Source organism: Leucobacter fengyongliangi, assembly GCF_052386045.1.
On record NZ_CM126356.1, the window covers coordinates 2,529,008 to 2,549,826 of the forward strand.

A 20,819-nucleotide genomic window follows, 5' to 3' on the forward strand; every position below is an offset into this window, starting at 1 on the left:
CGCCGCGCTCACTCCGGGTTTCGGCCGACGAAGAAGTCGGCGAAGGAATCCATGCTCGGTGCGAAGCCCGAGGCGATGAGCCCCTGGCGCAGCTGGTTCATCTGCGGGTCGTGGATGCGCTGGGTCGGCAGGCGAAGCGGGCCGCCGTTGTAGCCGCGCAGCCAGCCCTGAAACTTCCACAGCTGCCGGTTGATGAAGTTGCCGCCGTTGAGCTGCTGCGACACCGCGCTCTTCGCTTTGCGCGCCGGGTGCATCTTCCAGTACAGCTCGGTCACCTCGTCGAACTTTTCTTCGCGCAAGAGCCGCATCGCCTCGGGAATCGTGGGGCCCCAGAACTCGTGATCGCTGGTCGCCGAGAACTGAATCGGCATCAGCTGCCCGAGCGGCAGCAGCTCACCCTCGATGGGGCACGAGATGACGACCTCGTCGCCGAACAGCCGGTACGCCTCGATGATGCCCATGATGCTCGGGAACCCGCCCTCGGCCTTGATGACTGCGATGTTCGGCACGTCGTCGAGCAAGCGGCGAATCAGCCGGGCCGGGATATCGGACGGGTGAATGCGGTTGCTGAAGCCCCACAGGAACATCGGGAACAGGATCACGGCGAGGTTCGTGGCGTCGCACACCGCCTTCGTGTAATCGTAGATCTCCTGCTCCGACTGCGGGTAGAAGTTCGGCGGGTACGAGAGCAGCACGAGTTCGGCACCGGCCGCCTCCGCTCCCTTCACCGCCTCGATGTTCTGCTCGAGATCGCTCCAGCTGGCGTGGTGCACGATGACGAGGTCGTCCCCGGCCTCGTCCTTCATGATCTCGAGGAACCGCAAGTACTCGGGCAGAGTTATGCTCACCTCCGAGACACCCAGGCTGCCCACGAAACCGTGCTGCTTGGCGAGGCGCACGTCGTGGCGGATGCCGAGTTCGCTGAGCGATCTCAGGTCGCTCGTGAACGAGGGAATGGTGCAGTTCACCGCTCCGACGAGTCGTTCGCGGGCCCAGTCGCGGGCCTCGGATTTCGTGTAATCGGCCAAGATCGTCTCTTTCCTTTCGGTGCCTGTGGGTTGCTGCCCGCGCCGCCGGGTTCGCCAGCTGGATCGCGGTGCAGCGGCCCGCGGCACGGTCGCTATTTGCGGATGGTGAGGATGCCTACGGGCAGTGGCGTGCCGACGCCTCGTTCCACCGCGAGTTCGTAGAGCATCTCGGCGATCACGATGTCTTGAAAGCCACTGCCGGTCGACTTGTAGACGGCGATGCCGTGCTCGGGCCGCTCGACGCGGCCGCCGAGAAGATCGTGCAGCGACACGGTGATGGCATCGATGTCGACGCCCGCCTCGCGCGCCGCGATCATGTCGCCGCTGTCGTGCACCACCTCGGCGGGCGCGTCGGCGATGACGATCGCGGCACGCCCGATGATCGCCGGGTCGAGCTCGCGCTGCGACCTGGTGGTCGAACCGACCGAGACGATGGTCGCGTCGTCGGCGACCCATTCCGACCGCACGGTCGGCGATTCGTCTCGCGAGCGCGCCGCGCACAGCACGAGGTTCGCCCCGCGCACCGCATCCTCCGCGCTTGCGACCGATGTGATCGTGATGCCGAGCTCCTCGGAGAGCTCCGCGGCGAAGCGCTCGCGGTTCGCCGCTGTGGGGCTCGTGACGCGCGCCTCGGCGATATCCGCCACCCGCGCGGCGGCACGCAGTTGCGCTCTCGCTTCGAAGCCCGAGCCGACCACGGCCGCCGTCGCCCGCCGCGCGGGAAGCAGGGCGGTGAGCGCCGCAGCGGCCGTCGCCGCGGTGCGAATGCCGGTGATGCGATTGCCGTCGATGAGGGCAGCGAGCCGCGAATCCCGCTGGTCGAAGAGCGTGATGAGATAGCTCGCGAGACCGTTGCGCATCGACGCGGCGATCGTCTTCGAACCGGCGAATCTGGCGCCCGGGGGCGCAGACGGCATCACCCGCTGCCATCCGGCGGCGGTCACCGCGACCGCGCGCTCGGGGGTCGCACCGATGTCGTCGGGCCTGCGGTACGCCTCGCGCAGCGCCTCGATCGCGCTCTCCCAGTCGGCCAGCGCCTCGACATCGGCGTCCGTCAGGAACAGCGTCGGCGGCTCCGCGTTGAACGCGTCTTCACTCATCGTGTCGTCTCCATCCCCAGCTCGCGGAGCACATCCGCGAGGATCCCGCCCTCGGGCACGATCGCTTCGCCACGGATGGCGAAGAACGATTCGAGCAGGTGGCGCCTCGTCGCCTCGCACGCAGCCCGCGCGTCGCGTCGCTCCGCTGCGGCGAGTATCTTGGCGTGGAACTCGTGCGCCGTCGGCTTCTGCATGTCGACACGCAGGCGAATCAGGTCGGCCTCGTCCTGCAGCACGCCGATGAGCCTGACGAGGCTCGGCGAGTCGGCCGCAGCGTAGATGACTCCGTGGAACTCGCGGTTGATGCGGTTGAATCGATCCGACGCGTCGACTTCGCCGCCCGCACTCGCCGCCGCGCCGAGCGGCGACTGCGATTCGAGTGCCGCGTGGAGCTCGCGCATGCGAGCGAGATCCACGTCGGAGAGCCGCGGCACCCCGAGCGCGGTCGCACGGCCTTCGAGGTCGATGCGCAGCGCGGTGACCTCTTCGAGCCGGTTCGGGTCGATGCCCATGACCACCGTGCCGCGATAGGGCTGACGGCGCACCATGCCGAGACCCTCGAGCTGCAGAATCGCCTCGCGCACCGGGGTCTGGCTCACCCCGAGCTCTGCAGCGATCTCGTTGATGTCGATGCGCGCGCCGGGTGCGAGCGCACCGCGGACGATGCGATCGCGCAGCTCGCGCACGACGGCGTCGGTCATTCTTCGGGGTTGCAGAACTGCCATGCCCCAAGGATTATCGATTATCGAATACCGAACTAGCGGTCCGGGGCCATGCCAGTCATCGCGATTCTCGATGGAAGAACGGCCCGCATCGTCGTACGCTCGCGGAGACGCACTGTATTCCGAAGAAGGAGCGCACCCATGGCCATCGCGACGATCAACCCATTCACCGGGCAGACAGAACGGACCTTCGAGGCCCACAGCGAGGAGGAGGTCGAACGCCGCATCGTCGGAGCGCAGAACGCCTACGAAGCGTTGCGATCCACCAACTTTGCGCAGCGGGCGATATGGATGCGAGCTGCAGCAGACCTGCTCGAAGAGGACGTCGAGAAACTCGCCCGACTCATCACCCTCGAGATGGGGCGCCCGATCGCCGGCGCGCGCGCCGAGGTATTCAAGTCCGCGAAGGGCCTGCGTTTCTACGCGGATCGCGCCGCAGAATTTCTCGCACCGGAGCCGCTCGCGGATCCCACCGCGGTGGGGGCGAGTGCAGCGGGCACCCGCTACGCACCCATCGGCGTTGTACTCGCCGTCATGCCGTGGAACTACCCGCTGTGGCAGGTGCTGCGCTTCGCCGGGCCCGCACTCATGGCCGGAAATACCGGGCTGCTCAAGCATGCGTCGAACGTGCCGCAGTCGGCCCTGTACCTCGACACCCTCTTCGAGCGAGCCGGCTTCCCGACCGGCGCCTTCCATACGCTGCTCATCCCCGCGGCGCAGGTCGAGCGCGTGCTGCGCGACAACCGGGTGAAGGCCGCAACGCTCACCGGTTCCGAGCCCGCCGGGCGGTCGTTCGCGTCGATCGCCGGCTCGGAGGTGAAGCACGTGGTGCTCGAGCTCGGCGGTTCCGACCCGTTCGTCGTGCTGCCGAGCGCCGATCTCGACCGGGCCACGACCGTCGCGGTCACCGCGCGCAACCAGAACAACGGCCAGTCGTGCATCGCAGCCAAGCGCTTCATCGTGCACACCGACGTCTACGACGAGTTCACGCGCCTGTTCTCCGAGAAAGTCGCGGCGCTGAAGGTGGGCGACCCATTCGACGAGACGACCGACGTAGGCCCGCTCGCCACCGAGTCGGGGCGCGACGAACTCGCCGAGCAGGTAGCCGACGCAATCGAGAAGGGTGCGAACGTGCTCGCGGGCGGATCCGCGCCTGACCGTGACGGCTGGTTTTACACCCCGACCGTTCTCGAGGGCATCACTCCCGAGATGCGACTCTACCTCGAGGAGGCGTTCGGGCCCGTGGCGACGGTCTACCGGGCAGAGAGTCGCGAAGACGCGCTCCGTCTCGCCAACGGCACGACTTTCGGGCTCAGCTCGTCGGTGTGGACCGCCGACGCCGATGAGCAGGAGTGGTTCGTCGACCATCTCGACGCGGGCGCCGTCTTCGTCAACGGCATGACCGCCTCGCATCCCGAGCTGCCCTTCGGAGGAGTGAAGGATTCGGGCGTCGGCCGCGAGCTCGCCGCCGCGGGCATCCGCGAGTTCTGCAACCTGAAGACGGTTTGGAAGGCCTGAGCCTAACCCCACTCATCACACGAACGGGGTCGGTCGTCCTCTTTTCGAAGAGTGTGACTGACCCCGTTCGTTTCGAAACTCAGCCGTGTCAGCAAGACTACGGGGCAACAACGATCTTGCCCGGCGCGTGCGAGGTCTCCAACGCCTGGAATGCTTCCACCACCGAATCGAGCGGGAACGTCTGCGCGATCGGGAAGACCAGGCTGCCGTCCGCCACCTGCTCGGCGATCGACGCGAGATTCTGCGTGGTGCGCGAGCCGCGCTCGACGTTCAACACGCCGAGCTCCTCGATCGCCGCATACGCCGCGATCGCCGCCATACGATCGACGGGAACCCCGAGCACCACCCCGGCGTCCAGCGCCTCCCGGCCGTGGCAGTCGTACACCGCAGTCACCTGGCCGAGTTCGCGCACGCGGTCGGCGAGGCCCTCGCCATAGGCCACAGGGATCACCCCTGCCGAACGCAGCATTTCATGGTTGCGCGGGTTCGCGGTCGCGATCACCTGCGCACCCGTCGCCGCAGCGAGCTGGGCCACCAGGAAACCGACCGCCCCTGATCCACCACCGACGAGCACAGTGTCACCCGCACCGACCGAAACGGTGTGCAGCACCGACACCGCTGTGAGGCCCGGCACGTGCAGGCTGCCCGCAGCCTCGATCGAAAGGCCCTCTGGGCGGCGCGTCAGGTTCTCGGCACGCACCACGACCTGCTCGGCCAGGGCACCGGCGCCGTGCCCGAGCACGTCATCGCCGACTGCGACCGGGGTGCCGTCCCAGTAGGTCGCGCCCTGGCCCACGGCGGTCACCGTGCCTGCGAGGTCTGACCCGAGACGCCGCGGGAACGGGGTCTCGACGGGGAAGAACCCGCTGCGCATCTTCGCGTCGAAGGGGTTGATGCCCGCAGCGCGCACCCGAACCGCGACCTTGCCCTCACCGGGATCGGGCGTCTGCACCTCGCGAATGCGAAGCACCTCGGGGCCGCCTACTTCGTCGTACTGCACTACTCGGGTCATCGTCGCTCCGTATACTCTCGGCTTCGTGTTCTCGCGACCACGCGGCAGGCAGGCGCCCACCGCAATGGTCAATCGAAATGACGGGCGATCTGCTCGGGTTCGAGCTGCACCGCCCAGCCTTCAATGGTGCCAGAATTCTCGTACTCCTCGATCTGCAGAATTCGTCGGCCGTGCTCGACGACGTGGTCGAGCCCGGTGCGAACGAACGCCGCGATCGAGAACCAGGCCTGCTCCTCCCAAGCTGCACCGCCCAGTACGAGCACGTTGGCGTCGATGATGCGGCGCGCGGACATCGCCTCATTCGGAGAACTCGTCGTGATGGCCCGCGCGCCGTTGATCTTGTTCGCGGCGACGACTCCCGCCAAGGGTTCGCCGACGACCAGTACCGCGAACGCGTCGATTCCAGCGTCCTGATCCTCGACCACCGACTTGCCGACGCGCACGGCGAACACCGGGTAGTCGTCGCCCGGGTCGAGCGCATCGGCGCCGTGCCAGACGACCTCGTGCCCGGCAGCGGTCGCACGCTGCTCCAGCGCTCGCGCCAGTTCGTACCCGCCGTGGTCGGCGGCGAAGTGAATACGTGTCATATTCTCAGAGCTCCCAATGGTTCTTGTTCAAAGTGGCGGGATCTTTCGCAAGGTACCGTGCGAAGCGCCCGTCGGGGTCGCGATCGGCGATGATCCGCTGCAGACGCGCGTAGTTGTCGTCGGCCATGAACTTGAGCTGGCGATTCGTGAAATCGCTGTCGCCCAGATACTGGCCGGCGGTCACGGGCTGCGCATGCGCCATGACCTCGTTCAACCAGTCGCGGTTGCGCTGATAATCAGAGGGGTCGTCGTACACGGTGTAGCTCGCGACGTACGCCTCGGTCTGCAGCGAGAACGCCATGTCGGGCAGCTCGCGCCGCATCGGGGCGTTGCTCATCCAGATGGCGAAACCCTTCTCCGTCGGGTTCGTCGTGAACAGCGGGCGGATCCCCTCGACCATCGCGGCGATGCCCTCGGGGGTGTTCTCGCCGTCGACCCAGAGGTTGTCGCAGATGTACTGCGCGTGCTCGGGGTTCTGCAGCTCCTGCTGAGCGCGATGCTCGGCGAGGCTCGACTCGGCGCAGTCCATCACGAAGATCGCGCGGTCGATGACCGGGCACTCGTTGAACGGAGCGAGCGCGGCCCTCGCCGATTCGTGGTCGTCCTCGAATGCGACACCCGTCACCAGGAACACGCGGCGGGTCTCACCGCCTGGCAGCGGGGTCGGGGTGCAGACCGCGACGATCTCGACATTCGTCGAGATCTCATGATGCGCCCGGTAGAGCCAGGTCATGACCTCGGCGAAATCCTCGAGCTCGTACGCATGCACGGTGTGCCCGAGGAAGCCGAATTTGGGGCGGGTGCGAATGTGGAACCGCACCACGATGCCTGGGAACGAGGGGCCCGCGCCGCGCGCGGCCCAGTACAGGTCGCTGTTCTGATCAGCATCGGCCCGCACCAGCTCGCCTTCCGCGGTGACCACGTCGACGGCGACGACCGACTCGGCCGCCCATCCCCAGCCGCGCTGATTCCAGCCCTGCCCGCCCTGCAGCAGGAAGCCGCCGATGCCGACCGAGGGGCAGTGGCCGCCGTTGAAGAACCGACCGCGCTCTTCGAGGAACGGCGACAGCTGGTCGCCGCCCTTCGTCGCCGGCCCGGCACTGACGATCTCCGTCGCCTCGTCGTAGCTGATGGTGTTCAGTGCGCCGAGATCGATGAGCAGCCCGCCGTCGCGCACGCTCCATGCCGCCCAGGCGTGGCCGCCGGAGCGCACCGCGACCGTCCAGCCCTGTTCGTTCGCGAGTCTCACGCCTGCGGCGACATCCTGCTCGCTGGCAGCCAGCAGCACCGCGTCGGGGCGACGATCTGGGCGGCGCCCGTTGAACACGCGGCCGAGTACGGCTTCTTCGAAATCGGCCTCAGCCGGCAGCACGAGCCTGCCGTCGAACTGATCGGTCGAAAGGGTCATCTTCGAACTCCTTGAGATTCGGGCACGGCAGCACCGCCGCGTATGTGGCTCCGAGCCTATGACTCGCGGTTTCGCGAGGCCAGGCTGAGTGACTGATGGCTACCATCGCGCAGGATCATCCACGAGAGCCAGGCCGCGACGGTCGCGGCCGCGACGAGAATCGCGAAGGGCGCGAGACTCGCACCGCCGCCGAGCGCGGTGAGGGGAGAGATGATCGAGGCGACGAGAAACTGTACCGCGCCGACGAGCGCGAGCGCCGTGCCGGCCGTGCTGCGCAGCTCGCGAACGGCGAGACCCATCGCGGGTCCCAGATAGAAGGCGATCGCCGAGGCGAAGCAGAACAGGCCGGGCAGCACCAACCATGGCGACGGCGATCCACCGTTTTCGGAAACGATCGCGCTCGCACCGACGAGCAATGAGCCGAGGCTCAGCAGCCCCAGTCCGATGGGAATGATCTGCTGATCGGTCAGCCGCGCAGCCAGGCGCGCGACGATGAAGCCCGCGGCCATGAGACCGATGCCGTTGACGGCGAAGGTGATGGCGTAGACCGTCGCGTCGAAGCCGAGCACGGTCTGCACGATGTACGAGGAACCCGCGATGTAGGCCCACGAAGCGGCGAAACCGAACCAGGCCACGAAGGCGCCGCAGAGGAACGGACGTGAGCGGAAGGCACGCGCCACGGTCGACGGGATGACGCGCAGCCCGCCGGTCACGCGCACCTCTCTCGCGAGCGATTCGGGTGCCCGGTACAGGGCTGCGAGGAGCGAGAGCAGGCAGACCGCGGCGTACCCCGCGAAGATGCCCCTCCACCCCCAGAGCGCCATGAAGGCGACGCCGAGCAGCGGTGCGATGACCGGGCCGATGCCACCGAGAGTGTTGAGGAGCGCGAAACCGCGAGTCAGCTGATCGGGACCTGCCGCGAGATCGCTGATCATCGCACGCGTGATGCCTGCGCCGAACGAGGTTCCCAAGCCCATGACGAGGCACGCGAGCACGAGCAGCGGCAGGCTCGGCGAAAGCGCCGCTCCGACACCGCCGATCGCGGCTGCCGCCGTGCCGAGAAGCAAGGGCGTACGGCGGCCGACGGCGTCGGAGAGCGGGCCCGCGACCAGCTGGCCGAGCGCGAGCCCGATGGTGAACGCGCTCAACGTCAGCTGCAACTGCTCGGCCGTCGAACCCAGCGATTCCGACATGACGGGGAGCCCGGGAAGGAAGACGTCAGAACCGAGCGGGCCGAGGATCGCCACCATGCCGAGTGCGAGGAGCACCGGGGTGGTGAGCCCGCGAGGGGGAGCGATGCCCCGAATCTGTGCTGTCATTGCGACTCCTCCGCGTCATGCCCATTCTCGGAGCGATCGGGTATTCCTACCCCCTCTTCTCCGCAATGGCTACCATCGTCGCCGCGTCTATAACATGAATCTGAATTCAGGTTTACTTTCTTATATCGTTATCGCTCAAGGAGGAGCCCATGACCCATACCGCCCCCGCCACCGACCTCGATCTTTTCGAAGCGTACGACCGCGAGCATCGGCTCGAGCAGTACCGCGAGCTACGAAGCACCGGAGAAGTGCACTACCTCGAGCGTCACGACGTGTACGCGATCACGGGCTACGACGCCGTGAAGACCGCGCTCGCCGACCACGACACGTTCATCTCGGGTGCAGGCGTAGCCTTCACCGATCCGGTGAACCAGATCATTCGCGGCACCACGCTCGCGAGCGATCCACCAGAACACGATCTGCTGCGCACTGTGGTGGCAACCGGCCTGCAACCGCGCGCCGTACGCGGACGCTCAGGCGAGATCGGGGAACAGGCGCGAAAGGTCGTTGCCGCCGCCCTCGAGAAGGAGGACATCGAGGGCGTTTCCGATCTCGCCCAGGCCATGCCGCTCTCGGTGATCCCCGACTTCCTCGGCCTGCCTGAACGCAATCGAGACAGGCTCTTCGAATGGGCGCAAGGAGGTACCGACAACCTGGGCCCGGCGAGCGAGCGCACCCCGCACAACAACGAGATGTCTCGATGCATCGCGGAGTTCACAGTCGAACTCGCCGAGCGGCGGGAATTCTCATCGGGCAGCCTCGGAGCAGAGGTGATCGCAGCGGCAGATGCCGGCCGCATTCCACAGGAGAAATGCCCGGTGCTGCTGATCGACTACTTGGGGCCCTCGCTCGAGACAACAGCCACCGCGATCGGACACCTGCTCGTCACCTTCGCCGAGCACCCCGAGGAATGGCAGATCCTGCGTGACGAACCCGCACTGGTCCCTTCGGCGATCAACGAGCTGGTGCGCTACGAAAGCCCGATCCGCGGTTTCACCCGTGTGACTTCGAGCGAAGCCGAGCTGTGCGGCGTGGCTCTCCCCGCCGGCGCCAGGGTGTGGACGCTGCTCGCCTCAGCCAATCGCGATGAGCGCAAATGGGAGCGCCCCGACGAGTTCGACGTGCGGCGAAACCCGCTCGATCATCTCGCATTCGGCTACGGCACCCACGGCTGCGCCGGGCAGGGCGTGGCCCGCATCGAGCTTCACGCGCTCTTCCACGCGCTGCTGGAATCCGTCGAACGCATCGAGCTGACCGCGGCGCCGACGATCGCCGAGAATTCGATGCTGAACACCTGGGCGCGCATTCCTGTTCGCCTCGTCGCCGAAGGGAGCACTCGATGAGAATCGAAGTGATCATGGAACGCTGCGAGGGACACGGTATCTGCGCCGAGCTGGCTCCCGACGCGTATTCGCTCGACCATGAAGGCTACGTGGTGTTCGCACATGATGGCGGCGAGGTGCCCCCGTCCGCTCAGGCTGCGGCAGCTGCCGGCGCCCGCGCATGCCCGGTGGCTGCGCTGCTCGTGCGGGAGGCCTGATGGCGGTCCCCACCCGTGGTCGCATCGTCATCGTCGGAGGCGGGCCCGCTGCAGCTGCGAGCGCGGTCGCGCTTCGCGAGATCGGGCATGACGGGGAACTCATCGTCATCAGCGACGAGGGTCTCGCGCCGTACTCGAAACCGCCGCTCTCCAAGGCATTCCTGACCGGCGGAGTACGATCCGCCGACCTCTCGTTGGGGACCGCGGATGCCGAGCTACGCCTCGGGACGCGCGTGAGTCGGGTGCACTTCGACTCGCGCAGCGTCGAGCTCGACGACAAGAGCCTCGTACCCTACGACGGCCTGGTGCTCGCCGTGGGCATGCGCGTCAGACGGCCGGCTGCGACAGGCGTCGAAGTGCTCGCCACGATGTCCGACGCAACGCGCGTCGCGAACGCGCTCCGAACCTCCAGGTCGGTGCTGGTAGTCGGCTCGGGCTTTCTCGCGTACGAATTGGCCTCTGCGGCGCGTGCGGCAGGTGCGGAAACGACGCTCGTCATCAAACCCGGCGCGCTGTCGGCCCGCTACGGCGTGCTCGAAGCGATCCTCACGATGCAGGCAGAGAGCGCGGGCGTGCATCTCGTGCGTTCGACGAACTGCGAGTTCCGGAATGGGGGCGCAACCACCGCCGAGGGCATCCGTCTCGAAGCCGATCTCGTACTCGCCGCGATCGGTTCGGAATTCGAGCGGGGAATCGCTCCTAGCGACGCTTCGCACGGGTTGCTCGTGGACAACCGCTGTCGAATGCGCGACGGCGTCGTCGCAGCCGGAGACGCAACCGTGACACGCCTCCCGAACGGCCTGCTCAGACGGGATGCCACCTGGACGAACGCCCTGCTGCAGGGCGCCGCGGCCGCGAGGGCGCTGCTGGACGACGACGCATCGCCCTATTCGCCGATGCCGTACGCGTGGACCGAGTCGTTCGGCCTCGAAGTGAAGGTTGCGGGAACGCCTCCGGTCGATGTCCGCCCCACCGTGGTCGACGGGACGCTCGACGAGGCGCGTGCGCTCCTGCGGTGGCCGGGTGGCGCCGCAGCGATCGGGTACCGAATACCGGTCGGCCGGCTGAAAGCGTTGGCAGCCGACGAACCTGCAACACTGGATGCATGACGCAGCCCGAACGCACTCCCGGCATGCGCGCACCGCAGCAGGCACGCTCGCAGCGCACGCTCGAACGCGTCCTTTCCGCAGGAGCCGAGGTTTTCGCCGAGCGCAGTTACGAGGGCCTCACCGTGGCGGAAGTCTGTCGCCGCGCAGGCGTCTCTGCCGGAACGCTCTACACGCGTTTCGAGGGTAAAGACGCCCTGATACGAGCGATCCACGATCATGTCATGGCGCAGCTCTCAGCGGAGATCGCCGAACTCTACGCGCCTTCGGCCGAGTGGGACCGGCTTCCGACGTTGGAGTTCACCGAGCGCGCGGTACGCCTGCTCGTCGAGCACTTCCGCACCCACGATCGCATCATTCGCGCTGTGGTGCTGCGCGCTGCGGTCGACGAGAGCCTGCGCGAGGTCGGCGCCTCGTCAGTGCGCGCAATGGCCGACGCGTTCACTTCGCGCACGCTCGATCGTGCGAACGACTTCGTGCACGACGACCCCGAGGCAACGGTCCGTTCGGTATTCGCCATGATCTTCGAGGCGATCTCCTGGGATGTCACCTTCGGGTCGGAATTCCGAGCCGCCGGCGCGCTCGGACCCGATGATCTCAACGATCGACTCGTCTCGGTAGCGCGCATGATGCTGCTGACGACGCCACCCGGATAGGGAACGGCGCCGTCAGCCCGGGGAAGCCCGCAAGCTCACACCGGAGGTGCGACGAACAGGCCCTTGTCGATGTCGTTGAAGGATTCGCGCGCGACCAGTTCGCTCATCTCCGCTGCGGTTCCCCACTGATCCTGCGTCGACAGGTGGCTGATGTCATGGCGCGAGGGGTGATAGGTATCCTCATCGATCACCGCGAGTTCGGTCGTGTACTCGATGGTGTTGCCCGCCGGCGACAAGAAGTAGGCGAAGGTGTTGTCGCCTGCGTTGTGGCGGCCCGGCCCCCAGATCATGCGGGTGCCCGAACGCAGGATCTTGCCGGCGCCGCGCATCCACTCCTCGATGCCGCGCATCTCGAACGAGAGGTGATGCAACGAGTGGTGCGGCCCCATCGCGACGGCGATCGAGTGATGGTTCGCGTTGCATCGCAGGAAATGCATCATGTCACCGCCGTCGGGGCGCACGAGGGAATCCGAGATGGCGAAGTCGAGATGATCGATGTACCACTGCACGGTCTCGTTCAAGTTCTTCGAGTTGAATACCGTGTGCGACAGCTTCACCGGGATCGGCTCGCGCTCGCGGATCTTGCGCGACTCGCGCAACTCGAAATCGGTCGAGAACTCGAGCACGCGCCCGTCGCCGTCGAACACGCGGAAGCCGTACCCGCCGCCGGGCTGGGTGAGTTCCTGCGGCTCGTGCACGAACTGCACCCCCTCGGCGCGCAGCTTCTCGGCGAGCTTGTGCAGATCGTCGCGATTCTTCACCCCGAAGCCGACGAGGTCGATCCGCTTCTCATCTCGGCGCAGACGCAGAATGAACGGCTCGGGTGAGCCTTCGGCTGCGAGGTAGACCAGCCCGTCTTCGCTCTTGACCTCGCTGAGGCCCCAGTGGCGGATGAAGAAGTCCCGCTCCGCCTCGAAGTTCGGGACCGCGAGCGCGGTATAACGCAAATGAGAGATAAGCCGTTCAGTCATCTTCGACCCTTCCTGATGAAAACCGGACGCGCACCTGGCACGATAACGACGAGGTTACGACTGAAGTGCCGCACTCAACCATCCGCTGGAGCGGATACCATGCATCGTGTGGCTACCACTGACCCCGACCTGAACCTGCTCATCGCGTTGCGCGCGCTCCTCGAGGAGGCGAACGTGACTCGCGCCGGCGAACGCATCGGCATGGGCCAGTCGACCATGTCCTCGGCTCTCTCGCGTCTGCGCACCGTGTTCCAAGACGAATTGCTCGTGCGGATCGGCCGAGACTACGAGCTGACGCCGCTCGCGCGGCAGATTCTTCCGCAGGTGCAACTCACACTTCCCCTGGTGGCGCAGGCGCTCGGTCAGGAGCAGCCGTTCCATCCCTCGAGCGCGAATCGGCGATTCACCATCCAGCTCACCGACTATGCGGCGATCGAGCTGCGCCCGGTGTTCGGCATCGCCGCAGCCGCAGGCGACGGTATCGCGTTCGACCTGCAGCGCTTGCCCTCCGAGCCGACCGAAGCGGATCGCGATCTGCTTGCGCACGATTTCATCGTCGCCGTGCCCGGCATCGGCATCGAGGTGCCGAGTATCGAAATGTTCCGCGACGAGTACGTCGTCATCGCGGCGCGCGACAATCCCGTGGTGCAGGGCGGGAGCATCTCGCTCGAGGATTTTCTTGCGAGCCCGCACATCCGCTGCGACTTCGGCAGGGCGCACATGACGCCCGCGGAGCGGCGCATGCGCGAACTCGACTTGCGCCTGAACGTTCGAGTGACGACATCGACGCTGCTGTCGATCCCGCTGATCATCGCCGGCACCGACCTGCTCGGGGTGGTGCCGAGCCGCCTGATCGAGCGCGCCGGCGACCCGACGGCCACGGTTGCGGTACCGACCCCGTTTCCCACGGTCGAACTGATCGAACGGCTGTGGTGGCACCCCGCGCACACGCACAACCCGTCGCACACCTGGTTCCGCGAAACCGTGGAGCAGGTCATACGGGCCGACACGCTGCACAACTAGGCCGGCGATACTTGGCATCGTCGCAGATGGGTGGCGGCCACCCTTCTCCCACGCTTAGCGTCTTCCGCAGGATGTAGGACGAACGTGTCGTCCGGTGGATGTAACGACGCATCCGTGAGGAGTGTGGCAAAGATGTCAGTCGAAAAGGTTCTCGTCGTCGGTGGAGGGTTCACCGGGTTGACGGCAGCGATCGCGCTTGCGGGCAAGGGCGTCTCGGTGACGCTGGTCGATCAGGCGCCCGCCTGGGCCCGGGTCGGGCATGGCCTGACCATTCAGGGCAACGCGCTGCGGGTGTTCAAGGAGCTCGGCGTCATCGACGAGATCCTGCAGAAGGGCTACCCCGAGGAGAGCGTGACGCTCTTGACTGCGGAGGGGCACCTCATCACCAAGCTCGAGACCCCGCACACGGGTGGCGAGGATCTGCCCGCCACCATCGGCGCACTGCGCCCCGACCTGCACGAGGTGCTGGTGAATAAGGCCGAGTCGCTCGGCGTCGAGATTCGCCTCGGTCTGCGCCTTGACTCGTACGAGAACTTCGATGGTCGCGCCGAGTCAACGCTGTCTGACGGCTCGGTGGAGTCGTGGGATCTGATCATCGTCGCCGAGGGCATCAAGTCGCCGACCCGCCCGAAGCTCGGCATCACCGAGGAGCGGGCCCCCAGCGGCCTCGGTATCTGGCGGGCGGTCACCGACCGTCTGCCCGAGATGACGGGCGCCATCGCGTTCCCCTCGGGCCCCGGCGGCGCGTTCAAGGTCGGCTACACCCCGGTGAGCGACACCCAGTGCTACATCTTCGTGCTGTGCGAGCCGGTGCGCCCCGACAACGGCCTCGAGGGCTGGCAGGAGGTGCAGCGGCTCATGGAGGGCTTCCACGGCGAGTTCGACTTCCTGCGCGAATCTCTGAACGCGGACACCTTCCTGAATTTCCAGGAGATCGAGTGGATCTTCGTAGAGGGCCCCTGGCATCAGGGTCGCGTACTCGCCCTCGGCGAGGCCGTGCACGCGGTGCCTCCGCTGATCGCTCAGGGCGCTGCGCAGTGCGTCGAGGATTCGTTGGTGCTCGCCGACTACATCACCGAGGAAGGCGATCTCGAAGAGCAGCTCGCAGCGTTCTACGCCCGCCGCATCCCCCGCATCAAGGGCGTCGTAGACGCCTCGCTGCAGCTCGCGCACTGGGAGCAGAACCCCGGTTCGCCCGACGCCGACCCCGGCAGGGTCATGGCGGAGGCGCTCGTCGCACTGGTGCCGGCACCGTGAGCGGCACGTTCAGGGTACCCCGCCGCATCGTCACCGGCCACGACGCCTCCGGTGTCTCCGTGATCGTGAGCGACGGCCCGGTACCCGTCACGAAGGAACTGCCCGAGGACGGCGTCACCTTCCACGAAGTATGGGAGACGACGCCCGCACCCGCGCCGATTCGGGCGGGCGCGGAGGACCCGACCATCGGCGAGGTCACGGTTCCGCCGCCGTCGCGGGGCACGCGGATCCGCATCAACGAGTTCCTGCCGGGCCACCTCGACGAGCGGGGCCTCCAGTCACCGGTGCACCGCACCGAGTCGATCGACTACGGCATCGTGCTCGAGGGCGAGATCACCCTGCTGCTCGACGACAGCGAGGTCACCGCCTACGCGGGGGACATCGTCGTACAACGCGGCACCGACCACGCCTGGGCCAACCGCGGCGACCGCATGGCGCGCGTCGCCTTCGTGCTGATCGACGGCGAGTACGAGGAAGACGTGCTCAAGGTTCTGCCCGAGAACGTGCGCGAAGGTCTCATGCTGCACGGCCCCCGCGACGGCGACGCGGCGAAGGAGCACGCCTCATGACCGCGCTCGACCACGTGGGGCTGTCGGTCTCCGACCTCGATGCCCAAGCCGAATGGTACGCGGGTGCGCTGGGGCTGAAGCCCCTTGAGCCGGGCGGCATCCCCGCCGTCGGCCTTCGCGTCGTGTTCCTCGTCGACCCCGACGACGGCTGGGCGATCGAGCTGCTGCACCGGCCCGGCTCGCAGCATCCGCCGCTCGCGACGAGCGCGCCCGAACACGTGCTGACGCAGGGGTACGGGCACATCTGCCTGCGAGTCGACGATGTGGACGAATTGTACGACAGACTCGTCTCGGCGGGTGCATCGTCGATCATGCCGCCCGGTGAATCCCCGGTTTCCGGGGTACGCATGGCGTTCGTCGCCGACCCCGAGGGCAACTTCATCGAGATGCTCGACCGGCCGGGCCCTCCCGGCACCCCGGGGAGCGCCTCATGAGCGAGATCAGACTCGCCGGCATCGCACTCCCCGGCATCGCGGGAGAGGTCTTCGTGATCACCGGCGCTGCGGGCGGTCAGGGAGCCGAAGAGGCCCTGCTGCTCGCGAGCGGAGGCGCCCGCGTCATCGCGGCCGACATCCAGGACTCGGCACCCGAGCTGCTGCGGCGCGCCGAGGGCTCACCCGGCCGGGTCGAATACCGACGCCTCGACGTGACCGACGAGGCGGGCTGGGCAGAGCTCGCCTCGTCATTGTCGGGCGCCCGGGTCAAGGGTCTCGTGAACAACGCGGGAGTCACGAGCCGGGTGCGCATCGGCTCGGTCGAACGCGCCGATTGGGATCGCGTGCTCGCCATCAACGTGACCGGCGCGATGCTCGGCATCCAGGCACTGCTCCCGCTGATGGGCGAAGGGTCCTCCATCGTCAACATCGGCTCGGCCGCCGGCGTCACCGGCCACTACACGGCCGCCTACACCACGAGCAAATGGGCGATCCGCGGGCTCAGCCACTCCGCGGCGACCGAACTCGGCCCGCGCGGCATTCGCGTGAACCTCGTGCATCCCGGGTACATCCACACCGAGATGACGGCGAGCGCCCCCGCAGCCTTCCTCGACGCCAACCTGCAGGTCTCCCCGCTGCACCGCGGCGGCCAGCCGCAAGAGGTCGCGAACGTCGTGGCGTTCCTCCTCTCAGACGCCGCGTCGTACGTGACCGGCGCCGAGATCGGCGTCGACGGCGGGCAGTTCCTCTCGGGCGTCGCGACATTCCTGTCGGACGCAGTGCGCCCGGCCCAGCAGGCAGCCACCCAGCAGTCCCCCACTGAGTAACAGCACACCCGCAAAGATGTGAGGATCCACTATGGATACGCAGAGATTCGACGACTACATCGCACGCTTCAACCGGCGCGACGAGACCGCATTCGAGGAATACCTCGCCGACGACATGCACATGCAGAACGGAACCCTCGAGTACACGGGCGTGCAGGGCATGAAAGATCACTATGCGAAGATCTGGTCGACCTTCGAGGAGCGCCTCGAGCCCACCGACTTCGTGGGTTCGGAGACGAATGTGGCGATCCGCATGGTCACGCACTTCACCGCGGAGCGCGATGACGCCGACTCGGTGTTCGGCCCGGTCGAGGCGGGCGACCGTTACACCTTCCGCGGCGTCATCTCGTACCGGCTGAACGACGAGGGCAAGTTCGCCGACATCCTCGTCGCCTACAACTCGTTCACCAGCATCCGCCGCGACGGCACCGTCACCGAGCTCGGTATCCCACACTGAGCCGCCGCACCGCGCAGCGACCCGCACACCGACAATCCCACAGACCGCACAAGCCAGGAGGCCCCATGTTCATGTATTTCCCAACCAACTACGTGTGGAGCATGGCCGTGGTGGCCAGTCTCAACAACGGTGGCTACATCGATGAGATCGATCGCGCGTGCAAACCCGTTCTGGAGCTCTCTCGCAACGGCGACGACGTCGGCACGGAAGAGCTGTACGCATCATGGGCGGCAGTTGCCGACCGCCTGATCGCCAAGGCGCAGGACGATGAGTCGCGAGGCCGTCGGATCGGCGCCGGCGAAACCTACTACCGGGCCTCGCTGTATACCTCGCAAGCGGAACGACTGCAGTCACCGAAGTGGGAAGGCCGCAACGCCGCGTACCAGAAGTCGATCGACCTGCTACTCAAGCACGTCGAGCTGCTGGAGGTGCCACTCACCACAGTCGACGTCCCGTACACCGAGAACGGTGTCGAGTCGGCGCTGCCCGGCTACTACTATCGGGCACCCGGCGAGGGGCCGCACCCGGTCATGATCCAGTGGAACGGTCTCGATTCAACAAAGGAGATGATGTACTACTCCGGGTTCCCACAGATGCTCGCGGCTCGCGGCATCTCCTCTCTGATGATAGATACCCCGGGCTCCGGTGAGGCATTGCGGCTTCGCGGCCTTACCTCCCGGCACGACACAGAGGTCTGGGCGGCTGCCATCATTGATTGGCTCGAAAGCAAGTCGGCAGACCTGAATATTGATTCAGAGCAAATCGGCATCGTTGGTTGGTCACTTGGCGGCCACTACGCGCCGCGTGCGCTCGCCTTCGAGAAACGGCTGAAGCTGGGAGTCGCATGGGGCGCGAACCACAACTGGTTCGAGGTACAAGAGGGCCGTCGTCAGCGCGAGGGAGAGAACCCCGTACCTCACTACTGGGAGCACGTCCGCTGGGTGTTTGGCGCGAAGGACGACGCTGAGTTCCTCGAGAAAACCCGCGGAATGACACTCAACGGTGTCGCCGAACATATCACCGCGCCTCTACTCATCACTCATGGTGTTGGTGACCGTCAGATCAACGTGAAGTACGCGCACCAGACATATGAGCAGGCCGTAAACAGCACAAAGCGCGAACTGCGCTTGTTCGACGACCCCGAGGGTGGCACCGAGCACATCTCAATCGACAACATGCCCTATGTTGCGGGTATCATCGCCGATTGGGTTGCCGAAACCTTTAAAGAAATTGAGTTGCCGTCGAATCCGAAGGAATAGGCTCGCGAAAAACGCGTTATTGTAAGAAGTGTGTTCCGGGGTCGGTGAGAATCCGAACCGGCGGTGACAGTCCGCGAACCTCGCACCTGCGTGGTTGAACCGGTGAAATTCCGGTACCGACGGTGATGTGTGGTGGCGAAGCCTCCGCGCTAGTCCGGATGAGAGGAACGCAGGAGTCCGGCTTCCGTGCTACCCTGCACACCCCCGGCATGCTCCGGGAGAAACAGTGCTGGATCGCGAGCTGCTTGACGACGCAATGCGCCGTTCGATCACGCTTGCCCGCCGCAGCCCCGCGGGCGATCCGAACCCGCAGGTGGGATGCGTGCTGCTCGGCCCCGACGGGCGAATCGTCGCCGAGGGTTGGCACCGTGGCGCGGGTACCCCGCACGCCGAGGTCGATGCACTCAACCATTTGCCCGCCGAGTGGCGGACACGGATGAACGAGCTCACCGCCATCGTGACCCTCGAGCCATGCAACCACACCGGTCGCACCGGGCCGTGCGCGGGCGCGCTTGTCGAGGCGCGGATCGGCGCGGTCGCGTACGGCACGAGCGACCCGGGCGAGGATGCCGGCGGTGGCGCCGAGACGCTGCGTGCCGCAGGCGTCGAGGTGATCGGCGGAGTGCGCGAGGCTGAGGCCCGCGCCGTGATTGCACCGTGGCTCGAGCGCCAGTCGCTCGCGACGCGCGAGCCCTCGGAACCAAGCACGTCACGGCCGCAAGACACCCTACGCGGCACAGAGACACCGGCCCTTTCACGGGCGCCGAGGCCGTTTGTCACCGTGAAGTGGGCGCAGACCCTCGATGGCCGCGCGGCTGCGACCGACGGTTCGAGCCAGTGGATCACCGGCCCCACCGCACGCGCCGACGTCCACCGCCGCCGCGCACTGGCCGACGCGATCCTCGTGGGCACCGGCACGCTGCTCGCCGATGACCCCTCGCTCACCGCGCGATCCGGCAAAGAGCTCCTCGTGCCCGCTGCCGAGCAGCCGATCCCCGTGGTGCTGGGTCGCCGCGCGGTTCCGGCCGATGCCCGGGTGCGCAAGCACCCGGCGCTCGCGGCGCACGGGCTCTCGGCGCCGATCCACTATGACGGAACCGACCTCGCGGTACACCTCGCAGATCTCGCCGAACGCGGCGTGCAGCGACTCTTCGTTGAGGGCGGGCCGACGGTCGCAAGCGCGTTCGTCGCCGCCGGGCTGGTCGACGAGGTGCTCGTCTACGTCGCCCCGGCGCTCCTGGGTGGGCCGCGCCTCGCGATCCACGATCTGGGCATCACGACCATGCGCGACATCGCGCGCCTGCAGTTCACCAACGTCGAAGAGTTGGGCACAGACCTCTTGATCACCGCAAGCCTCACCACAAAGGAGCACTGATGTTCACCGGACTCATTGAAGAGATCGGCGAGATCGTCGCCGTGACACCCGTGGGCGATTCGCTCCGGCTCACCGTGAAAGGGCCAAAGGTCACCGAAGATGCCGCGCACGGGGACTCAATCCAGGTCTCAGGTGTGTGCCTGACCGTGATCGAGCAAGGCCAGGCCGAAGACGGCGCCGGTACCTTTACCGCCGACGTGATGGCGCAGTCGATCAACATGTCGACGCTCGGTGCGGTGCGGCCCGGCGATCGCGTGAACCTCGAGCGTGCCGCCCGTGTCGACAGCCGCCTCGGCGGTCACATTGTGCAGGGGCACGTCGATGGCACCGCCACCCTGGTATCCACGACCCCCGGAGATGCCTGGCGTGTGTTGCGCTTCGCCTTGCCGCCCGAGCTCGCGCCGCTGCTCGTCGACAAGGGCTCGGTGACACTCTCTGGTGTCTCCCTGACGATCTCCAACATTTCAGGCGAGACCGAGGCCGAGCCGTGGTTCGAGGTATCGCTGATCCCAGAGACCCTCTCAGCGACCACACTCGGCCTTCTCGAGCCGGGCGATCGCGTCAATCTCGAGACCGACATTCTTGCCCGCCACGTCGCCCGCATGCTGCGCTTCGGTGCAGGCGCCACCTCAGACCTCGTACACGACTAAG

At 66.8% G+C, this 20,819-nt stretch carries 22 protein-coding genes and 1 riboswitch; of the genes, 14 read left to right on the forward strand and 8 right to left on the reverse strand.

All coding sequences use genetic code 11. The annotated features are described in order from the left end of the window. Positions 1 to 8 precede the first annotated feature (8 nt). The 3 genes from ACTNFK_RS11925 to ACTNFK_RS11935 all read right to left on the reverse strand — a co-directional run bounded on the left by ACTNFK_RS11925 (position 9) and on the right by ACTNFK_RS11935 (position 2,829). The gene (locus ACTNFK_RS11925) at positions 9 to 1,028 is read right to left on the reverse strand and encodes a dihydrodipicolinate synthase family protein (RefSeq protein ID WP_435936595.1); all 1,020 of its coding nucleotides are present in this window, start codon (positions 1,026 to 1,028) and stop codon (positions 9 to 11) included. Between the two features lie 92 nt (positions 1,029 to 1,120). Continuing rightward, positions 1,121 to 2,128: an ornithine cyclodeaminase family protein gene (locus ACTNFK_RS11930; RefSeq protein ID WP_435936596.1), complete on the reverse strand. Its 1,008-nt coding sequence runs from the start codon at positions 2,126 to 2,128 to the stop codon at positions 1,121 to 1,123. Further along, positions 2,125 to 2,829 (reverse strand): GntR family transcriptional regulator, encoded by a 705-nt coding sequence (locus tag ACTNFK_RS11935; RefSeq protein WP_445117166.1) that lies wholly within the window; start codon positions 2,827 to 2,829, stop codon positions 2,125 to 2,127. Before ACTNFK_RS11935 ends, ACTNFK_RS11930 begins: the two co-directional genes overlap by 4 nt. Positions 2,830 to 2,991: 162 nt before the next feature. Between ACTNFK_RS11935 and ACTNFK_RS11940 the strand changes: the two genes are divergently transcribed. After that, positions 2,992 to 4,368, forward strand: coding sequence for an NADP-dependent succinic semialdehyde dehydrogenase (locus ACTNFK_RS11940; RefSeq protein ID WP_435936598.1), 1,377 nt, complete (start codon positions 2,992 to 2,994; stop codon positions 4,366 to 4,368). A gap of 97 nt (positions 4,369 to 4,465) precedes the next feature. On the opposite strand, the gene ACTNFK_RS11945 is transcribed toward ACTNFK_RS11940, so the two are convergent. From ACTNFK_RS11945 to ACTNFK_RS11960, 4 genes are all read right to left on the reverse strand, one after another. After that, positions 4,466 to 5,380: an NADP-dependent oxidoreductase gene (locus tag ACTNFK_RS11945; RefSeq protein ID WP_435936599.1), complete on the reverse strand. Its 915-nt coding sequence runs from the start codon at positions 5,378 to 5,380 to the stop codon at positions 4,466 to 4,468. Positions 5,381 to 5,448: 68 nt separating this feature from the next. Then, entirely contained in the window at positions 5,449 to 5,967 is a 519-nt protein-coding gene (locus tag ACTNFK_RS11950; protein ID WP_435936600.1) for an RpiB/LacA/LacB family sugar-phosphate isomerase, read from the reverse strand. A gap of 4 nt (positions 5,968 to 5,971) precedes the next feature. Further along, positions 5,972 to 7,375 carry an FAD-binding oxidoreductase gene (locus ACTNFK_RS11955; protein ID WP_435936601.1) on the reverse strand — a complete coding sequence of 468 codons (1,404 nt, stop codon included), beginning with the start codon at positions 7,373 to 7,375 and terminating at the stop codon, positions 5,972 to 5,974. 56 nt (positions 7,376 to 7,431) lie between these two features. After that, positions 7,432 to 8,694, reverse strand: a complete 1,263-nt coding sequence (locus ACTNFK_RS11960) for a Bcr/CflA family efflux MFS transporter (protein WP_435936602.1) — start codon at positions 8,692 to 8,694, stop codon at positions 7,432 to 7,434. 149 nt (positions 8,695 to 8,843) lie between these two features. On the opposite strand from ACTNFK_RS11960, the gene ACTNFK_RS11965 reads away from it, so the two are divergent. The 4 genes from ACTNFK_RS11965 to ACTNFK_RS11980 are packed head-to-tail and all read left to right on the forward strand — an operon-like array spanning position 8,844 to position 11,996. After that, positions 8,844 to 10,037: a cytochrome P450 gene (locus tag ACTNFK_RS11965; RefSeq protein ID WP_435936603.1), complete on the forward strand. Its 1,194-nt coding sequence runs from the start codon at positions 8,844 to 8,846 to the stop codon at positions 10,035 to 10,037. Further along, positions 10,034 to 10,234, forward strand: coding sequence for a ferredoxin (locus ACTNFK_RS11970; protein ID WP_435936604.1), 201 nt, complete (start codon positions 10,034 to 10,036; stop codon positions 10,232 to 10,234). The genes ACTNFK_RS11965 and ACTNFK_RS11970 overlap by 4 nt, the downstream gene beginning before the upstream one ends. Next, positions 10,234 to 11,343: an FAD-dependent oxidoreductase gene (locus ACTNFK_RS11975; protein WP_435936605.1), complete on the forward strand. Its 1,110-nt coding sequence runs from the start codon at positions 10,234 to 10,236 to the stop codon at positions 11,341 to 11,343. The genes ACTNFK_RS11970 and ACTNFK_RS11975 overlap by 1 nt, the downstream gene beginning before the upstream one ends. Next, on the forward strand, positions 11,340 to 11,996 hold the full coding sequence (locus ACTNFK_RS11980; protein WP_435936606.1) for a TetR/AcrR family transcriptional regulator: 657 nt from the start codon (positions 11,340 to 11,342) through the stop codon (positions 11,994 to 11,996). Before ACTNFK_RS11975 ends, ACTNFK_RS11980 begins: the two co-directional genes overlap by 4 nt. Before the next feature lie 35 nt (positions 11,997 to 12,031). Here ACTNFK_RS11980 and ACTNFK_RS11985 read toward each other — a convergent pair whose 3' ends face one another. Then, positions 12,032 to 12,967 carry a VOC family protein gene (locus ACTNFK_RS11985; RefSeq protein WP_435936607.1) on the reverse strand — a complete coding sequence of 312 codons (936 nt, stop codon included), beginning with the start codon at positions 12,965 to 12,967 and terminating at the stop codon, positions 12,032 to 12,034. A gap of 108 nt (positions 12,968 to 13,075) precedes the next feature. Here ACTNFK_RS11985 and ACTNFK_RS11990 point away from each other — a divergent pair, with 108 nt between their 5' ends. The 9 genes from ACTNFK_RS11990 to ACTNFK_RS12030 all read left to right on the forward strand — a co-directional run bounded on the left by ACTNFK_RS11990 (position 13,076) and on the right by ACTNFK_RS12030 (position 20,818). Next, positions 13,076 to 13,990: a LysR family transcriptional regulator gene (locus ACTNFK_RS11990; RefSeq protein ID WP_435936608.1), complete on the forward strand. Its 915-nt coding sequence runs from the start codon at positions 13,076 to 13,078 to the stop codon at positions 13,988 to 13,990. A gap of 132 nt (positions 13,991 to 14,122) precedes the next feature. Further along, positions 14,123 to 15,247: an FAD-dependent oxidoreductase gene (locus tag ACTNFK_RS11995; RefSeq protein WP_445117167.1), complete on the forward strand. Its 1,125-nt coding sequence runs from the start codon at positions 14,123 to 14,125 to the stop codon at positions 15,245 to 15,247. After that, positions 15,244 to 15,816, forward strand: coding sequence for a cupin domain-containing protein (locus ACTNFK_RS12000; protein WP_435936610.1), 573 nt, complete (start codon positions 15,244 to 15,246; stop codon positions 15,814 to 15,816). The genes ACTNFK_RS11995 and ACTNFK_RS12000 overlap by 4 nt, the downstream gene beginning before the upstream one ends. Next, on the forward strand, positions 15,813 to 16,250 hold the full coding sequence (locus tag ACTNFK_RS12005) for a VOC family protein (protein ID WP_435936611.1): 438 nt from the start codon (positions 15,813 to 15,815) through the stop codon (positions 16,248 to 16,250). Before ACTNFK_RS12000 ends, ACTNFK_RS12005 begins: the two co-directional genes overlap by 4 nt. Beyond that, positions 16,247 to 17,077: an SDR family NAD(P)-dependent oxidoreductase gene (locus tag ACTNFK_RS12010; RefSeq protein ID WP_435936612.1), complete on the forward strand. Its 831-nt coding sequence runs from the start codon at positions 16,247 to 16,249 to the stop codon at positions 17,075 to 17,077. Before ACTNFK_RS12005 ends, ACTNFK_RS12010 begins: the two co-directional genes overlap by 4 nt. A 31-nt stretch (positions 17,078 to 17,108) precedes the next feature. Beyond that, positions 17,109 to 17,534, forward strand: a complete 426-nt coding sequence (locus ACTNFK_RS12015; RefSeq protein ID WP_435936613.1) for a nuclear transport factor 2 family protein — start codon at positions 17,109 to 17,111, stop codon at positions 17,532 to 17,534. 65 nt (positions 17,535 to 17,599) lie between these two features. Further along, positions 17,600 to 18,793, forward strand: coding sequence for an alpha/beta hydrolase family protein (locus ACTNFK_RS12020; RefSeq protein ID WP_445117168.1), 1,194 nt, complete (start codon positions 17,600 to 17,602; stop codon positions 18,791 to 18,793). Positions 18,794 to 18,820: 27 nt separating this feature from the next. Next, a riboswitch (FMN riboswitch) is annotated at positions 18,821 to 18,967 on the forward strand. Positions 18,968 to 19,049: 82 nt separating this feature from the next. Next, the gene (locus tag ACTNFK_RS12025) at positions 19,050 to 20,168 is read left to right on the forward strand and encodes a bifunctional diaminohydroxyphosphoribosylaminopyrimidine deaminase/5-amino-6-(5-phosphoribosylamino)uracil reductase RibD (protein WP_435936647.1); all 1,119 of its coding nucleotides are present in this window, start codon (positions 19,050 to 19,052) and stop codon (positions 20,166 to 20,168) included. Then, positions 20,168 to 20,818, forward strand: coding sequence for a riboflavin synthase (locus tag ACTNFK_RS12030; RefSeq protein WP_435936615.1), 651 nt, complete (start codon positions 20,168 to 20,170; stop codon positions 20,816 to 20,818). The genes ACTNFK_RS12025 and ACTNFK_RS12030 overlap by 1 nt, the downstream gene beginning before the upstream one ends. The last annotated feature ends 1 nt before the right edge of the window (position 20,819 follow it).

What these genes read in the sequence shown, in the direction of transcription:
- ACTNFK_RS11930 (WP_435936596.1), bottom strand. Translation starts at nt 2,128, where the DNA reads ATGAGTGAAGACGCGTTCAACGCGGAGCCGCCGACGCTGTTCCTGACG.
- ACTNFK_RS11935 (WP_445117166.1), bottom strand. Translation starts at nt 2,829, where the DNA reads ATGACCGACGCCGTCGTGCGCGAGCTGCGCGATCGCATCGTCCGCGGT.
- ACTNFK_RS11940 (WP_435936598.1), top strand. Translation starts at nt 2,992, where the DNA reads ATGGCCATCGCGACGATCAACCCATTCACCGGGCAGACAGAACGGACC.
- ACTNFK_RS11945 (WP_435936599.1), bottom strand. Translation starts at nt 5,380, where the DNA reads ATGACCCGAGTAGTGCAGTACGACGAAGTAGGCGGCCCCGAGGTGCTT.
- ACTNFK_RS11950 (WP_435936600.1), bottom strand. Translation starts at nt 5,967, where the DNA reads ATGACACGTATTCACTTCGCCGCCGACCACGGCGGGTACGAACTGGCG.
- ACTNFK_RS11955 (WP_435936601.1), bottom strand. Translation starts at nt 7,375, where the DNA reads ATGACCCTTTCGACCGATCAGTTCGACGGCAGGCTCGTGCTGCCGGCT.
- ACTNFK_RS11960 (WP_435936602.1), bottom strand. Translation starts at nt 8,694, where the DNA reads ATGACAGCACAGATTCGGGGCATCGCTCCCCCTCGCGGGCTCACCACC.
- ACTNFK_RS11965 (WP_435936603.1), top strand. Translation starts at nt 8,844, where the DNA reads ATGACCCATACCGCCCCCGCCACCGACCTCGATCTTTTCGAAGCGTAC.
- ACTNFK_RS11970 (WP_435936604.1), top strand. Translation starts at nt 10,034, where the DNA reads ATGAGAATCGAAGTGATCATGGAACGCTGCGAGGGACACGGTATCTGC.
- ACTNFK_RS11975 (WP_435936605.1), top strand. Translation starts at nt 10,234, where the DNA reads ATGGCGGTCCCCACCCGTGGTCGCATCGTCATCGTCGGAGGCGGGCCC.
- ACTNFK_RS11980 (WP_435936606.1), top strand. Translation starts at nt 11,340, where the DNA reads ATGACGCAGCCCGAACGCACTCCCGGCATGCGCGCACCGCAGCAGGCA.
- ACTNFK_RS11985 (WP_435936607.1), bottom strand. Translation starts at nt 12,967, where the DNA reads ATGACTGAACGGCTTATCTCTCATTTGCGTTATACCGCGCTCGCGGTC.
- ACTNFK_RS11995 (WP_445117167.1), top strand. Translation starts at nt 14,123, where the DNA reads ATGTCAGTCGAAAAGGTTCTCGTCGTCGGTGGAGGGTTCACCGGGTTG.
- ACTNFK_RS12005 (WP_435936611.1), top strand. Translation starts at nt 15,813, where the DNA reads ATGACCGCGCTCGACCACGTGGGGCTGTCGGTCTCCGACCTCGATGCC.
- ACTNFK_RS12010 (WP_435936612.1), top strand. Translation starts at nt 16,247, where the DNA reads ATGAGCGAGATCAGACTCGCCGGCATCGCACTCCCCGGCATCGCGGGA.
- ACTNFK_RS12015 (WP_435936613.1), top strand. Translation starts at nt 17,109, where the DNA reads ATGGATACGCAGAGATTCGACGACTACATCGCACGCTTCAACCGGCGC.
- ACTNFK_RS12020 (WP_445117168.1), top strand. Translation starts at nt 17,600, where the DNA reads ATGTTCATGTATTTCCCAACCAACTACGTGTGGAGCATGGCCGTGGTG.
- ACTNFK_RS12025 (WP_435936647.1), top strand. Translation starts at nt 19,050, where the DNA reads ATGCGCCGTTCGATCACGCTTGCCCGCCGCAGCCCCGCGGGCGATCCG.
- ACTNFK_RS12030 (WP_435936615.1), top strand. Translation starts at nt 20,168, where the DNA reads ATGTTCACCGGACTCATTGAAGAGATCGGCGAGATCGTCGCCGTGACA.